Source organism: Sneathiella sp. (assembly GCF_047631475.1).
In the GTDB taxonomy this organism is placed as follows: Bacteria; Pseudomonadota; Alphaproteobacteria; order Sneathiellales; family Sneathiellaceae; genus Sneathiella.
The window spans coordinates 33,298-49,222 of record NZ_JBLHZT010000002.1; the positions used below are offsets into that span (position 1 = coordinate 33,298).

The 15,925-nt window shown below is 48.6% G+C and carries 12 protein-coding genes; 6 read left to right on the plus strand and 6 right to left on the minus strand.

Annotated elements, in window-relative coordinates; all coding sequences use genetic code 11:
* The first annotated feature begins 61 nt into the window (after positions 1-61).
* Genes ACJAYR_RS01020 through ACJAYR_RS01040 form a run of 5 tightly spaced genes read left to right on the plus strand, consistent with a single transcriptional unit; the run spans position 62 to position 4,921 of the window.
* Positions 62-937 (plus strand): polysaccharide deacetylase family protein, encoded by an 876-nt coding sequence (locus ACJAYR_RS01020; RefSeq protein ID WP_415234874.1) that lies wholly within the window; start codon positions 62-64, stop codon positions 935-937.
* A complete protein-coding gene (locus ACJAYR_RS01025; protein ID WP_415234875.1) occupies positions 934-2,130 on the plus strand; it encodes a glycosyltransferase in 1,197 nt (398 codons plus the stop codon). Before ACJAYR_RS01020 ends, ACJAYR_RS01025 begins: the two co-directional genes overlap by 4 nt.
* On the plus strand, positions 2,123-3,199 hold the full coding sequence (locus ACJAYR_RS01030) for a hypothetical protein (protein ID WP_415234876.1): 1,077 nt from the start codon (positions 2,123-2,125) through the stop codon (positions 3,197-3,199). The genes ACJAYR_RS01025 and ACJAYR_RS01030 overlap by 8 nt, the downstream gene beginning before the upstream one ends.
* Positions 3,189-3,932, plus strand: a complete 744-nt coding sequence (locus ACJAYR_RS01035) for a class I SAM-dependent methyltransferase (RefSeq protein ID WP_415234877.1) — start codon at positions 3,189-3,191, stop codon at positions 3,930-3,932. Before ACJAYR_RS01030 ends, ACJAYR_RS01035 begins: the two co-directional genes overlap by 11 nt.
* Positions 3,929-4,921 carry a glycosyltransferase family 2 protein gene (locus ACJAYR_RS01040; RefSeq protein ID WP_415234878.1) on the plus strand — a complete coding sequence of 331 codons (993 nt, stop codon included), beginning with the start codon at positions 3,929-3,931 and terminating at the stop codon, positions 4,919-4,921. The genes ACJAYR_RS01035 and ACJAYR_RS01040 overlap by 4 nt, the downstream gene beginning before the upstream one ends.
* A gap of 315 nt (positions 4,922-5,236) precedes the next feature.
* Here the strand turns inward: ACJAYR_RS01040 and ACJAYR_RS01045 are convergent, their stop codons facing one another.
* Together ACJAYR_RS01045 and ACJAYR_RS01050 are read right to left on the minus strand one after the other, a co-directional pair.
* Positions 5,237-6,676, minus strand: a complete 1,440-nt coding sequence (locus tag ACJAYR_RS01045; protein ID WP_415234879.1) for an oligosaccharide flippase family protein — start codon at positions 6,674-6,676, stop codon at positions 5,237-5,239.
* Positions 6,677-6,731: 55 nt separating this feature from the next.
* Entirely contained in the window at positions 6,732-7,814 is a 1,083-nt protein-coding gene (locus ACJAYR_RS01050) for a glycosyltransferase family 4 protein (protein WP_415234880.1), read from the minus strand.
* Between the two features lie 396 nt (positions 7,815-8,210).
* Here ACJAYR_RS01050 and galE point away from each other — a divergent pair, with 396 nt between their 5' ends.
* Positions 8,211-9,230 (plus strand): UDP-glucose 4-epimerase GalE, encoded by a 1,020-nt coding sequence (gene galE / locus ACJAYR_RS01055; protein ID WP_415234881.1) that lies wholly within the window; start codon positions 8,211-8,213, stop codon positions 9,228-9,230.
* Here galE and ACJAYR_RS01060 read toward each other — a convergent pair.
* The 4 genes from ACJAYR_RS01060 to ACJAYR_RS01075 all read right to left on the minus strand — a co-directional run bounded on the left by ACJAYR_RS01060 (position 9,227) and on the right by ACJAYR_RS01075 (position 15,838).
* Entirely contained in the window at positions 9,227-10,264 is a 1,038-nt protein-coding gene (locus tag ACJAYR_RS01060) for a hypothetical protein (RefSeq protein ID WP_415234882.1), read from the minus strand. The genes galE and ACJAYR_RS01060 overlap by 4 nt on opposite strands.
* Positions 10,261-11,214 (minus strand): XrtA system polysaccharide deacetylase, encoded by a 954-nt coding sequence (locus tag ACJAYR_RS01065; protein ID WP_415234883.1) that lies wholly within the window; start codon positions 11,212-11,214, stop codon positions 10,261-10,263. Before ACJAYR_RS01065 ends, ACJAYR_RS01060 begins: the two co-directional genes overlap by 4 nt.
* A gap of 47 nt (positions 11,215-11,261) precedes the next feature.
* Positions 11,262-12,494: a polysaccharide biosynthesis/export family protein gene (locus tag ACJAYR_RS01070; RefSeq protein ID WP_415234884.1), complete on the minus strand. Its 1,233-nt coding sequence runs from the start codon at positions 12,492-12,494 to the stop codon at positions 11,262-11,264.
* 296 nt (positions 12,495-12,790) lie between these two features.
* Positions 12,791-15,838, minus strand: a complete 3,048-nt coding sequence (locus ACJAYR_RS01075; RefSeq protein WP_415234885.1) for a VCBS domain-containing protein — start codon at positions 15,836-15,838, stop codon at positions 12,791-12,793.
* Positions 15,839-15,925 lie beyond the last annotated feature (87 nt).

A 15,925-nucleotide genomic window follows, 5' to 3' on the forward strand; every position in this document is an offset into this window, starting at 1 on the left:
AAGGCTAATACAAATGGACCGCTCAGGCATATTATTTTCGCACACAAGGCTGTTTATAAAAATGGTCCTTAAATGTCTGTTGATGCCTGTCGGTTTGTTAATCCCCGGAAAAAATAAAGGTTTACGCGTTCTTTTTTATCATCGGGTCAATTCGTTTGCGTTTCACGAACTGGGCCTTGTCTCGCGAGAGACAACCGTACGGGAAACCGCTTTTGAACGCCAACTTGCCCATCTGGCGCGCTGTGGATATCGCTCGGTTACGGTTGATGAATTTGAAAAAATGAGAACCGGAAAGCAGGCCATCGACCCGAAGGCAATTTTGATCACGTTTGATGATGGATATGCGGACAATCTGGAATGTGCTGCGCCTTTGCTCAAAAAATATGGATTTACTGCCATTGTATTTGTCGTCACTGACATGATCGGTGGAAATAATGCCGTCTGGCCGATGAGTGACGCTGAAGAATTTGGTCGGATGATGGATGTTCAGGCCCTGCATCAATGGGTATCAGAAGGCCATGAAATTGGCTCGCACAGCTGTTCACATCCAAACCTGACAACACTCGCGATGCCCGCTTTAAAGCACGAAGTCAGTGCGTCGCGCGCCTATATTGAATCAGAATTCAAACGCTCCTGCACGGCCTTTGCCTATCCCACCGGGGATGTAAATGATCAGGTTTCCGGTGCTGTCGAAAATGCTGGCTACAGCCTCGCCTTTACAACCCGTTCCGGCGTCAACAAAGCGCAGGCTCAGCCCTTTAGAATTGACCGAACAGAAGTTTCAGCCAGTGACCCCTATTTCATCTTCTGCTTAAAAATAAGAGGCGTATACGACTGGCTGGGCTTTCGCGACACAATGCTCTACCGAAATACACTGCGCAAGACCTACACATTGTTTGCTCGCAAAAACAGAACCACTCATAAAGTGACGACATGATGCTAAATCGTTATTCTGCTAACACACCTATCCGCATTGCAATCCTTGTCACCCGTATGGATATTGGGGGTGTCCCCGACCATATCATGACATTGCTCGACGGGATGAGTGACGGAATGAACGTAACCCTGATAACGGACAGCCTTCACCCGGAGCACCAAAACGCCATAGAGGCCAAAGGCATCAAGATCATCTTTCTTCCAATGAGCCGGTTGCTTGATATCCGCGCCGACATAAAAGCGCTACGGCAGCTTCGCCATATCCTGAAGGAAGGCGGCTTTGATATTCTGCATACACATATGTCGAAAGCCGCTCTTCTCGGCGCCATTATCGGCACCCTTTCCCGCGATCTCATTGTTGTTAATACCGCCCACAACCTTGGTTTTATTGCCATGCCCCAACGCTGGAAGAAACTTGTTTTCTGGGCTTATGACAAGATCATCAGTGCGCTTGGCATTGATGCGACAATCACAGTTTCACAACGGGTTGCAGATGCGGTCATTCACGCAGGCATCCTGCCTCGCAATCGTGTATTTGTCATTCCAAACGGCATTCGGCTACAGAGTTTTTCAAGTCGGGCCGCAGAAGACAGCAGCTTCCGGCAAGAGATTATTGGTAATGAAGGATCTGGAAAAATCATCATCTGTGTAGCACGACTGGTCTGGTTTAAAGGCATTGAAACGCTGATTGACGCCTTCGCCCTTGTCGCCAAAAATCATCCCGACGCGCATCTTGCCGTTGTTGGCAGCGGCGAACTGGAGGAAAGCCTTCGCGCTCAGACACGCCAACTCTCTTTGGAAAAACATGTTCATTTTTGCGGGGAAAGACGAGATGTGCCAGCCCTGTTAACTGCCTCCGATTTATTTGTTTTATCATCAGTATCTGAGGGACTACCGATTTCGCTTCTGGAAGCCATGGCGGCTCGCCTGCCGATTGTCGCAACCGATGTAGGGGGTGTTTCCGAAATGATCATTGCTGGAAAAACCGGCCGGATCGTTCCCGCTGCAGAGCCGCATTCCCTCGCCCAACATATCTCTGATCTTCTGGCTAACCCTGATCTCTGCCATCAGTATGGAGAGGCCGGATTTGACCTCTTGAACGAAAAATTTTCTCAGCAGGCAATGGTCGCCCAAACGGAAATTCTGTACCAGAACCTTGTTCTTGCCCAAAGCCGGGAGGTCGTCCATGCATGAACGCCTCTATTGTCCCGGTGAAGATGACGCCGCCCTGCTCAGCCTGCGGGCAAAAGTATGGGGCGCAGACCATCCCCATACTAATCCGGCTTTCTTCAAATGGTTGTTCCGGGACAATCCAAATGGAGAGGGTTCCGGGATCTTGAAAATCCGGGACGATACCATCATCGGATTTGCGGGCTTTATCCCGCGGCCCTGCCAGGCAGGCGAACAGACCTTAAAGATGGCCCACGGCCTGGAATTTATGGTCGATCCTGAAACCATGCGCCACTTGAACCGCGTACCTTTTCAACTAATGGCCGCCCACAATCAGCGCATTGAAGAGGCGGGGAATGACTTTGCCATAAATTTTCCAAATGACAGTTCCGTTCGGATGTTGACGTCCAAGCATGTGGGCTATCAACAGGTTTTCGAACCCCAACTAATGGTGCGCCCTTTACCAGGCTTTTCATTTCTGACATTTGAAAAAGGCGCCATTTTCAGTCAAATTTTAAAAACCTGTGCAGCAAACCTCGCCTCTGTTTATTCCACCCTTATTTCATTACGCTTCAGAAACGATATTCAGATTGAGGAACTGGAAAGGTTCGATGATCGATTTGATGACTTGAATAAACGGCTCGCCAGTGACGGTAAAATTCGCCTAAACCGGGATTCAAAAACACTGAATTGGCGGTTTTGTCAGCACCCAATATATCAATACCAAAAATATGCAGCAATACAGCAAGGCCAATTGGTTGGGTATATCGTCATGAGCCCACGGCAACTGTTTAACACAAAGGCCGGACTGATTTGTGATCTATCCGTCGAGGGAAATGACCCGCGGGTGATTGCACTGCTTGTCAATGCGCTTTGCAAAAGGAAAGAGGAAAAAATTTCCATCCTTGTGGATCAGCAAATCCCGGGCAGCGCCCAAATGCGTGCATTGACACGGTGCGGTTTCTTTAAAATACCGCCAAGCCATAACCCCAAGCAATTCCGTATGGTCGCCCGTGTTTCGACAGACCGCGGCAAGGTTGCCTCTCATCCCGATAATTGGGCCTTTTCTTGGGGGGACATGGATGTTGTATAAGCAATTGTCCCCAGAAGGGCAGGATGGGAAGGGCCTGTGTAATCTTGATTTTGTAGATCGCTATGCAGATATCTTGCAGGCGAACCTGCCCAATAAATTCTCTGACTTTGACAGGTTTTTTTCCGGCACTCAAAGGCTTGAAACCCTGGCGGCCATTCTCAAGCGCCATATTCAGGAAGATGGGTTGACGGTTCTGAATGTCGGAAGTGGTCCTTTTGCAACCGAATTGTTCGTTGAACGATTGCAGAAACAGCAGGTTCAATCCATCGATTACACGCCTGAATTTGCCCCCTTTTATCAGCTTCTTTTGAACGAAGGGTATATTGCCAACACGTCTTTTGAGCAGGTTGATGTGATGGAGGTGGAGTTTCCGCAAAAAGCCTTTGATTTGATCATCATACATGACGTTCTGTTTGAAAAAGCCCTTGAAATGGAAACCCTGATCACGCGTTTATCACCCTTTCTAAAGCCCGGCGGATATTTGTATTTCGACTTTATCAACAGCCGAACACAATGGGTGAAACGTCTATTTGGCCGGCATGATCAGTTTCGATATTATGACCCGGTAAAGGTGAAAGGTTTTGTTACCCATGCCGGATTTGAAATCCTGTCCTTTGAAGCAACCCGCAAAGCACATTCCTGGCCGATTAGAGTATTACATCATGCGCTTCAGATCCTATCGAGAGGGAGCGGTAATTATTCTGTTCTTGTCCAAAGTAAGAGCCGCCCATGACAGACAAAAAAGAAACAGTCTCGGTGATCATTCCCAACTGGAACGGTGAGAAACTGCTGCGCCTTTGCCTGAATAGCCTGCGCGCACAAAGCTTTCAGGATTTTAAAGTATATGTGGTCGACAATGGTTCTGTTGATCAATCTATTCCTTTGTTGGAACAAGAATATCCCGAAGTGGTTATTTTACGGCATTCTGAAAATCTAGGATTTTCTGCGGCCATAAACACCGGTATTGAACAGTCCAGGGGCCCCTATATCGCCGCTTTGAACAATGATACAGAAACCGACCCCAACTGGTTGGAAACGATTGTCAAAACCATGGACGCTCATCCAGAAGCGGGCTTCTGTGCCTCGCAGCTTATGGATTTCACCGACCGCGATACGATCGACTCATTGGGCGATGGATTTTATCCTTTTGGCGTGTCTTTTAAAGTGGGGAGTCGCCGCCAGAACAATGTCTGTGCAGTCACAGAAATCCAGAGTGCCTGTGCCGCAGCTTCTGTTTACAGACGCGATATGCTGGAAAAAATCGGCCTGTTTGACCCAGATTTTTTCGCATATATGGAAGATATTGATCTGGGCCTCAGGGCCCAGATGGCAGGATATCGTTGTATTTTTGTGCCCGGCGCCATTGTTTATCATATGGGGAGCGCATCATCGGGCGGAACGGCCTCTGCCTTTTCAGTCAGGCTCACAACCTGCAATGCCTATCAGGTAATCCTAAAAAATGTACCGGCTCTGTTGATCCCCCTCTACTTGATCTTTACCTTTGGCACACACTGCCTTGCTTTCGTTATCAGTTTGATTATTGGCAAGCCACGATTTCTCCGCACCCACTGGCAGGCTTTTTTCTCGGGACTGCTCGATGCCTGCAAAGAAGCCCGCAAAAGCCTTCACAAACGGCGCAAGCTTGCAAATTTGCGCGCTGAAAGTACTTATGGCTTTCTCACAACGACAATACGGACAATTCGGCTTAATCGATCAATTTAATTATGATTTTATTTATTAGTTTGTTAAGGTATTCGTGCAATGAATAAAAAGTGAATATTTGAAGTGATTAGTATGTTGATCTGGGAAGCTCATCAGATCGTTGGAGGTATACATTGCATAGTACGAGCAACAGTCAAGATTTGAACTCTCAGAACGGGTCCCTTATTTCAGACAGGGCAGATCTTTTTGAATTTACCCCCCCAAGCCAAAAAACAAAGCGACTGAGCAAACGTGCCAGCCTATTGGTTATTGGCGGTCTTAGTGCGTTGGGTTGGGTTATAATTGTCGCCGTTTTACAAGCCTTATAGGGCCCTGTTAAGTCTCGAAAGTAAACTGCCGGGCGCCCCCCGGCAATAAGCGTCTTGTCATAAAAACCACCGCTGCATAGCTCGCCAGTGCGACAGTCAGCCTAATCATTTCCATGCTTGCAGGCATCAACCAGTAGATCAGGGCCACCACTGCCAACCCGGTGCCCGGTGCAATGAACGCCTGCGCTGTTTTTGCCAATTCGACAAATCGGTTGAGAATGAAAAAAGTCGATGCAAACGCGGCAATGCTCATAAAGCCCAGAAAACTGTATGCCGCCCCCCAAAGCCCAAAACCGTTTTGCAGCACCGCGTTTATCGTGACTTGCAGTAACGCAAGAGCGATTAACAGGATCAGGGGCTTCGACTGTTTCACGGCGCCAAATAACACAAAGGTATTCAGCAAGTACAGGCAAGCCGCTGGGTAGCCAAGGAACAATAGCTTCAACACACTGTCCAGCTGCGCAAACCCTCGGTCAGGCAGGATCCAGACGAGCACCGGTGCCAGACTGTAGGCAAGGAGGGCACACGGGATGACCATCAACAACAGGACCTCTACGCTGGACCCATATAACTTGGTCAGCACTTCCATCGGACGGGCATGGGCAATCGCAAAGCGCGGGGCCAGCACAGTGCCGAAGACAACGGGCAATAGCAACGCAGCTTCAAGGATTTTTGTGGCCATACCATAAAGACCCAGATCTTCGGCGGACCCAAAGTAACCCAAAATCAAAAATTCCGCCCGCATCACCAGAATGACAATAAGTGCGGAACACAGATACGGAAACGCAGGTTTTAGCAATTGCCCCAGAGACACCAGCCCACCGAAATGAAACGGTCCAAGATCAATTTTACGCACGCCATAAATCATCAGCGAACAATAAAAAAGATTAGAGACCGAAAAGACTAATCCGATGATCAGGGTAGAGCCACCGCTCAAAAGAACGACCACCCCGATCACGAATTGGGTGACACTAAGGCCGACATGCGCCATCGCAATAATTGAGAATTTTTGGTGAGCCTGTAACACGCTTTCAAATAACATTGAAGGCGCGGTGAATAAGATACTCAAAACAGCGACAACGAAGATAAGGCCATTATCGCCAAAGTCACTTCCATACAGGATCAGGACACAGGACAGGCCGTACACAACTACTGAGGCGCATAATTTAAAGGGCAGCAGGGTGCCTATAAACCAGCCGGTTTGATCCGGAAATTTGGAGATTTCGCGCAGCGCATACCGCGACAGGCCCAGGTCGATCACGATATCCAGAAAAACAATAAAGGTCAGCGCAAAATTGAGGATCCCAAACTCTGCTGTTGGCAACGACCGGGCAAGCATAATGAAAAAGACAAAATTCAGGGCCCGAGCCCCGAGCTGTGAGCCTAGATAGAAAATGCTTGATTGGGCCACCTGTCGCCCGCTATTTGTTTCTTCAGGCGCACTCATGGGCGAGCATCGCTTTTGGTCATTTTTGTCTTCGGCGAAGGCATCAGAATAGGCGTCATCTGGCAGCCGTTTCTCTAAGAATTTCCAATAACTTTGGTGCTGTCACTGAAAGGGAATATTGCTCGGCAACTCTTTGGCGTCCTTTTTCTGCCATTTGTTTGCGAAACGTCTCATCCTCTATCAAACGGGAAATCTGATCTCGCCATTGATTTGGAGTATTGGCAAACAAACCGGTTTCGCCATCAGTGACAATATCGGTATTGGCGCCAACCGGACTGACAACAGGGGCCACACCACAGCTCATATACTGAATGATTTTAAAGCCGCATTTTCCCCGTGTTTCTTCATCATCCGTCAAGGGCATAATGCCGATATCAAAGTCTGAAATATCGTCTATTTCGCGCTTAAGTGACCAGTCTCTAAGTTCAATTGGCAAGTTTTCAGTATCAAACGGCTCAACCCCTACAAACACCATGCGCAGTTGCTGGAAACGGTTACATAACTCTTTGAATACCGGCATTAAGTCCGCAACATAATGGGAGCCGCGCGGTGTCCCGATCCAGCCCAGTGTGATTGTTTCATCTTTTGCGCGATTATTTTTTGGTCGGTATATCTGATCATCGACAACGGTGGGTAAAACGCGAACCTGTCCAGTAGACTGACTATGTTGCTTTGCATAGGCTGCAAGATAGGAACTCCCGGTAATGATGGTGTCAGCGGCCGCAATCACCTTTGCCGTTTTGCTAAAGTCCCGAAGGCGATCAACCGGATTATCATAGGCCAGCGACCGCGTGTAAATTGCATCGTCAAAATCAAAAACCATACGCCCACAGGCTTTTTTCAGGGCGCGCTCCAAAAAGGGTGGCCCCAAGGCAAACGCCTCACGCAGGATAAACACAATGTCGTATTTTTGCGCGTATACAACATCGCGCATACGGGCCGCCAGCCCCCGCAAGGTCAACACAATTTTTGTGCCGGTATTGCCGGTTGCATACAGTTCCTGAACATGTTCGGACGAAACAAAGGGCCTGATATCACACTCAATCCCATGCTCTCTGAGATAAGGAATATATTGATAGACGCGAAACCGGCTTGAAGGGCCTTCAATCGGGTGGGGAAGGATAAAAAGAACACGCATGGACACTCCCAGCATATTTTTGCAAACCTGATCGTTGCGTGCCCCTATTCGGACAACCGTTCGATTTGTACCGTAAAACCTACATTTGAAACCCGACTGACCGCAGTAAAAAATAAAACACAAATAACTAATATTATGAGTATATGCATAGATAAATAACATCGCAAGACATGCTGAAGTTATGGCAAAGAATAGTCCCCAACATACCTGCCCCTTCTTAATATTAGAAAAATATAAAAAACACTCTGTTTATGCATAAAATCTGATATAATATCGAACATAACCCCTTTGTAATGTTGTGTAATTCCAGTCTCCTTAACCGATTAAGGAGAGTCTTGTTGCTTTTGAGGCCCGGTGACGCGGCTTCCCTATGCATTAGAATAGAGGTTTCAATAAATGAGCATTTTGATTACTGGAGGTGCAGGCTATATCGGCAGCCATATGGTCCTGCAACTATTAAACGAACAAGAAAAAGTTGTTGTTCTGGATAATCTTTCAACAGGGTTTCATTGGGCCGTTCCGCCCTGCGCCATCTTTGTGAAAGGGGATGTGGGGGATCAGGAGCTTGTCACCAACATTATTCAGGATCATCAGGTAACCGCGATCGTGCATTTTGCTGCCTCTTCCGTTGTGCCGGAATCATTACGCGATCCAATGGGATATTACTACAATAATACGGCCAAATCCTGCGCGTTAATAAGAACGGCGCTGAAACAAGGGATTAAACATTTCGTCTTTTCCTCAACAGCGGCGGTTTATGGGGTCACGGATACATTTATTGTTACCGAAGACACACCAAAGAAACCGATTTCGCCGTACGGATCCTCAAAATTGATGATTGAGAAAATGTTATCAGATGCCGCCGCCAGCCATAATTTCAACTATGTTGCGCTTCGGTATTTTAATGTGGCTGGCGCAGATCCGGAGGGGCGTATCGGCCAGTCCACGCCAAACGCCACACATTTGATAAAGGTGGCCTGTCAGGCCAGTCTTGGACTTCGCCCGTATCTGGAGATCTTTGGCTCTGATTATGACACTACTGACGGGACAGGTATCCGAGACTATATTCACGTTTCAGACCTCGTGGCGGCCCATTCAGCAACCCTTTGTTATTTGCGAAACGGCGGCCGCAGTGAAGTTCTGAACTGCGGATATGGCCGTGGGAGTTCCGTACTGGAAATCGTGAACTCTGTTAAACAGGCGGCGAACAGAGATTTCAGGCTAAAATATTCCCCGCGGCGTGCGGGTGACCCTGCGGCCCTGATTGCCAATACAGAAAAAATTCATGAAATCTTGGACTGGTGCCCCCAATATAATGACCTCGACCTGATAACCCGCCATGCACTGCATTGGGAAAAACACTTGTCCAGAGAGGCCTGTGCGAAAGACAACAGGTTGACCGCCAAAGTCATTTAATCAGAGAATTGCTTGGCAAACTTTAGAATATCTGGCCACGGGGCTTGTGTCGTATCACGCAAAGCTGCCTGCCCCCACCATATCACGGCCTCAACCTCATACGCCTCGGCGGCGGCCAGCATGGTTTCAAGCTGGTTGCTATCCGGGGGCTGTATGATTGCCCGCAACGCATATGGTACGGCGGATTTAAGAAAATCAAATTCATACATATCCGTATAGGCAAAGCCCTGAAGTACCATCAGCTTGCGTTTTTCCGGAAGATGATCCGACATCCATTTAAGGTAGCCCGGTACTGCCTGATCGGTTTCTACCTGTTCCCCGTTGCTTAGCGGGGTCGCCAGTTTGGCAATCATTCCGGGCACTGGGTAAACGTCAAAACCGACAATATCTGCATAACGACTATAACGTACGACATCATGAAGGTATTTCTGACGTTTGGAATGGTTGGAAAATTCCGGTCGGTCCATCACCAGCGGGCCATGCACCATTAAGACGGTAAGGCTTGGATCCACGGCTTTCACCCGCTCATACAACCGCTGCACATCTGTGATGGAACGACCATGAAAGGCGGCCTCGTCATAATTAGTAATACCGTAGATTTGATCCCGTCCGACACAGGAAATCAACTGTACCAATGGATCATTTTCCGGGATCGGCCCCGATAATTGTCCGGCGTCGGGATAAATAAGTTCGCCCGGAACCAATAGCTTCACGCTAGATCTGCGAAGGGCTCTAAACGGCGGATCATTTGCCGAACAGGGTGCAACAAAGTCACTTTCAAAGCCAAATGACCGCGGCTCGGGAATTTCCTGATATTGAAAGGTCGGCAGAAAGGCAGCAATTTTATTAGCCTGCAATAACGCAAATAGTGCCGAGTAATTCTCATTTTTTACCAGCGGGCGTGGGGCCCCTGCCAACAGGAATTCCATGGCCTGCCCCTGCATGATGGTGGATGATAGAAATAAAAAGGCGATCAGCAATGACCTAACGAAAAACCGCAGGCCGGGCCACCTGACTTGGGCGCCGTTTTTCATGGTGCATTCCCATAGGCCGCGCTCGCTATTACACCGCTTGCCTGCTGGGGCTTTGAAAGGGTGGGGATCACCTCTTCATACACCTCTCTCATCGGCGCCCATGAAAAATCAGTTAGCAATTTGGTTAGTTTATTTTCCATATGAGACAAGCCGCCATAATGGCGGAGGCGTGTTTTCATATTCACAGAAGCGACCGGTTGGTCAGGGTCAATCTCCCACGGATGCGCATAAAAAACCATTGAAGTGGCGGCTTTCTTTCGCAGGGCAGAAGCAAACCCTTGTTTGAAAATCGCATAGGGCATCAAACGGAAGAAACCGCCGCCCGACGGAATTTTTCGGCGCAACATCGACAGTGTTGTGATCGGTATTTCCAATAAATCATGGTCGGTCGGATAAAACGGAATGGCAGGAATTGAAAGATCCGCCCGGTCAAGACGCCCATTGCACAAACTTGAACTATATGTGAAGCCCGCCTCTGCCAAAATCTCATAGGCCCACCAATTCGCCGGGCCTATGGAAAAACTGGCGGCCCGGTATCCTGATACAGGCTTGCTTATAATCTGTTCAAGAATAGTTTTTGACCGGCTCACATCTTGACGAAAGGTTTGTGGATCCTGACCGTTGGCTTTGTAGTGATCAAGACCGTGGCTGGCAACTTCGTGCCCTCGATTGATCATTTCCCGGATCAGCGCCGGAAAGTTTTCGGCAACAGTGCCTAGAACAAAAAAGGTAATGCGAACATTATGCTCATCAAATAGATCTAATAACCGCTGGGTCGACCGTTCAACGCGCTTTTCCAGTTCGAACCATTGATTTCTGGGATATTGGGATTCCAATGCATGGGCATGATAATAGTCTTCAACATCAATACTCATTGCATTGATAACACGGTGATTATCGTCGCGCCGTGCGACCGGTTGAACAACCCTATATTCAGCCCTACCGTTCATGCATTCACCCTATTCTGAAGTTGTTCGTTGATCGACAGGCCCCTTTGTCATCCCCCGCCTCTTTCATAGAGTTGAACCGTATCCAGACTGGGACGAATGCGCAGGACAATGAGCGTATCTCCCGGCAGGATCGGCGTGTTGAAGTCGATTTTTCCAGTAAGCAACTGATCTTTTCTATGTATTTCAAACCCATACCCGATTTGATCAGACCCGGCGGAGGGTCTATACCCATCGCCGGTGCTTTCCATAATTTCCAATTCCCCTTTGATGGAGGTTTTGAGAATTGAAATCTGATCTTCCAGCTCACGCACTTCCTGAGCCAGTTCGACTTTGAGCCCTTCAGTCAGCGAAATCAGTTTTTCCTGGGAAAGGCTCAAGGAAACCTGCGCTTGCCGAAGAAGGCTGTTGGTTTGCAAAACCTGTCCGCGGATATTCAGTTGCTCGCGGATCAATCGATTAACCCGCTCGACAGGAACAAGTCCCTGTTTTCTGAGTTTTCGGACTTCTCTGACCTCTTTATCAATTTGATCATTCAGATCGTCTTTTGATGACATTCTTTTCTTGTAACTTTGCAATTCCAACTGGCGAGCAGCAATTGTCTCTTTGACCTGATCCAATTGTTTTTTATGAGAGATCCGTCGCTTGGCAAAAAGGGACTGTTCGGTTTCTATGATGGTGCCCAGATTTGGCAGTTTTGAAATAATCCCTGACCCTGGATCGAAGGTAAATGTGTCTTGATCAGCTTGTTCGGCCAAAACGCGTGCCCGACGAACTTCCGCAGAGGCCAGCGTCGTGACGTTATTGCCCAACGCCTGTTTTGCGCGCAAGTTAGCGAGCTGTTTTGAAAATTGGTTCAGATCATTGCGCGTGCTTTTAAAACCTTTTGCAACGGACACAGCCTTTAAAACGGTCAAACCCGGCTGGTACGGGTAACCACCCGCCTCACCGACTTCACCCAGAATAAAAAACGGACGATACTCCACCATCTGGACGGCCAGCGAAGGCTGGACCACCGTTTCGGATATACGTTTTAGGAGTTTTCTTTCCAGACCACGGACCGTTTCGTCCCGGGCAACAATCGTGCCGATGCCCGGCAAGGAAATTGTGCCGTCCATACCAACGATGACATCCCCGGATATTTCGTTGCGTTCCAACAATTTTATGCTCAATACGTCCCCGGTATCCAGCGTGTATTCTGCTGCTACACCAGATTTTCCGAGCGATAGGCCCGTGCATAGCACAAACGTCATTATCAGTAAGTTTGAAATAAAGTGACGCATATATTCTGCCAACCCGGTTTTCACGTATGTCATAAATGAAATGGACGATATTTCTTAATATTAGATAAGACTTAAGCGTATCACCCAGCTCAAAAATCTGCAACATTTTAACAATCTAATATGGAATATGGGAATATCTGTGACGGCGGGCAGGAAGCCCAAAAAATGGGGTTTAACAGCAGAGCGGAAATAAAAAAATCGGAAAGGCGTTTCCGCCTTCCCGACTGTAAATTCCGCTACGGTTCTGCCTGTTAATGGGGCGCTGTTACGTCACCCTTAGAAAGGACAGATACGATTTACTCGAAAAGAAAGTTGATATTGCCCCAGTCAGCTTCTGCAACGCCGATCAAGACAACACTATCATCCCCATAGGTAATCTGGGTATGCTCTGACAGGGCCGAAATAGATAAATCTTCGGCAGTTATACCCCCTTCGAATAACAAGGCATCCTGCCCAACGGCAAAGTCCAGAACAAGATCGTTTCCATCGCCATTTGCAAAAATGAAGATATCATTATCCTCTCCGCCCTGCATAGTATCGTCACCGATATTTCCGGAAATTCTATCGGCGCCGGCATCGCCCGTCAGTTGATCTGCACCGGAACCACCCATAAGCACATCCTCGCCATCGCCGCCTGAAAGATAGTCATCATTGGCATCGCCAAACAATGTGTCATTCCCAGCTTCACCGACTATTGCATCGATACCGTCGCCGCCAGAAACGTCGTCATTCCCGGCGCCTCCATAGATAATATCGCTGCCAGCTCCTCCGAAAATGACATCATCTCCGTCCAGCCCAGCAACAACATCATCGCCTGCCATCGCGGTTATTCGATCGGCACCGCTTGCACCCGTGATTTCATCCGATGCCAATGTGCCGTCCACAATATCAATCTTATCATTTACGTTTAAGACAACATCCAGTCTTTCCTCAGACCCATCTGTAGAGCGGGCCGTTGCGTTGATGGATATAGAAGCTTCCGTTTCAAAATCGAAAGCCGCATTCTCGCCAACCCGTAAATGACCCTCACTATCAATGTAGAACCTGTCATCATCCAGCGTGTAGGTAACGACGTCGATAGCATCGGGATCGTTTGCCGATAGCTGCACACCGGTGAAGTCACCTTCTTCTGCATCCTCATCGATCAAATTCGCACTCGTATCGATATCCAGTAGGGCTTCGATTGATGTATTTTCTGCACCGCTTGCCATCATCTCGGAAACTGACAGCGCTCCTTGCCATGTTGGATCGGATTGAGATTCCAGAAAACTCGGGCCAAACCAATATACAGAATCAACATCAGAGACAGCGTTTAACATGGCCCGCATTTCCAACTCTGTAGGGGGTCGAGAGGCGGCCTGCTCTTCCGCTGAGAAGGTTGCCAACGCCTCGTCAGAAAACAGATCACCAAGTTCAAAGGCCTGCAAAACCATCACATGGCTCTTGTCAGCCAGATTGGTTTCAAGCCAGCTCACATATTCTTGCAGGCTTTGGACAGGCTCAACGATCTCACCGCCACTAAGGGGGGATTGCGCCCCGGGTTGCCCATGTATGGGATAGACGTCAAAACCAACAGTGTCAGACCAGGTTGCATGATCGAGAACGGCAGACAAATAGTCTGATGGATCCGCCTCTGGCCCAACAGGGGCATGCACCTGCTGAACGTCAATTGATGGATCAATAGACTTGATATGCTCATACACGGCTTGTGAATTGGTTGAACTGATGCCCCGCAGAACGGGCTCGTCATAGTTAAAAATGCTGTGAATAATATCGCGGCCGCCCGCATCAAGTATGGCATGTAGCGGGTCCTGCGTTGCCGGCGGCATGTCACCGCCGAGCGGGTACATGATATCCGCACTGAAGGCGATCTTAATGCCATGCAATCGAGCAAGATCATATAATTCCGGGGTCGCGCTCCCATATGGCGGGGGGAAAAAGTCCGCTTCGAAGCCCAGACTTTTCACTTCTGGATATTCTTCATAAATTGTCAGCGGGCAAAAAACATCAATCCCTGAGTCAGACAGCGTCTGAAAAATCTGGTCATAATCTCTGGTCATTGCCAAATCGATCGGGATACCTGCTGTTCCAATGACCGGCGCTGTGCTTGTCTCTGCTGGCCCCTCCGATGGAGGAGGCGTTGGCTCGCTCGTGCCGTTTACCGATACTTCGATAACCTGCTCGGTACCATCCAGCGTGGTGGCGACAAATGTCTCAACAAACGTATCACCATCCTCCAAGGACTGGAATTGATCGGTATCGCGGGCCGCATAGATCCAGTCGCCAGCCGTATCAATACTGAAATCACCATAGGTGCCTGAAATCGCGTCCGCCCGAAAGCCGCTTTCGCCTGCATCCGCATCGTCCGCCGTCAGCGTACCACTTACCGATTGCGTGACATCTTCAGTAATGATGCCCGATAGATCCCCGGTGATAATCGGGGCTTCATCGGCACCATCGATTGTTATGATAACGTTCTGCGAGGTGCCGTCGATGGATTGAACAACAAACGTTTCGGTCGCTTGATCATTTCCTCCCAGCGCTCTGACCGCCGCTTCTTCTGTCGCCGTGTAAGTCCAAGCGCCGTCTGAAGTCATCGAAAATGTGCCATAAACGCCCTGTTGAGTCGCCGCAACAAAGTTGCTTTCGCCCGCGTCCACGTCTTCTACGATCAATTGTCCGGTTGCTTCCAGACCATCAGCCTCCTGGATCAAGCCCGCTTGATCACCAGAAATATCTGCAGGCGTATTTTCAACAGGGGTTGGTTCAGGAGTCGGCTCCTCAATAGGCGGTGTTTCACCAGCCATGGTTAGCATTCGATCAAACAAGGACTGTGTGGGATCGATTGTCAGTGCCTCATCTACGACAGCAACATCCGCTACTTGGCCATCAAGCATATATCGATCACCGCTTCGGCCCCCTGCCGTTACATCTCGGTATACTCTCGATGTTAAATTCACCCCGTCACTTGACCCCGCATAAACAACAGCTCCGTCAAGCCAGAACGCCAATGTACCGGCGTCCTCATCCATGACGACTTGAACATCATGCCATCCGGTGTCATCAAAGGCGTCACTAATTGTCGTGGTATGAAGTCTGCCGTCATCACCGCGCAGAGTAATTTTCAAATCATCATCTTTGATACGGATGCCAAACTGCCGGGGGTTCCAAACAACTGTTTGCAAACCACTGTTCAGATTGTTCAATTCAAATGTGGCGCTAAGCGTAAAATCACCGGTGGGAAACAGCGATGCTTCGCGACCCAGATTAACAACGCCGGAACCAAACTCTGTTGCTGACTGCTCTAATAAATCTTGTTCTAAATTGGAAACAACGGAACTCATACAAATATACTCCTGAATACAGCACCGATCCGCTCGGGCTGCACACTACCTCAACTAAAATCAGAAGAGACACTAGACTATTTTCGT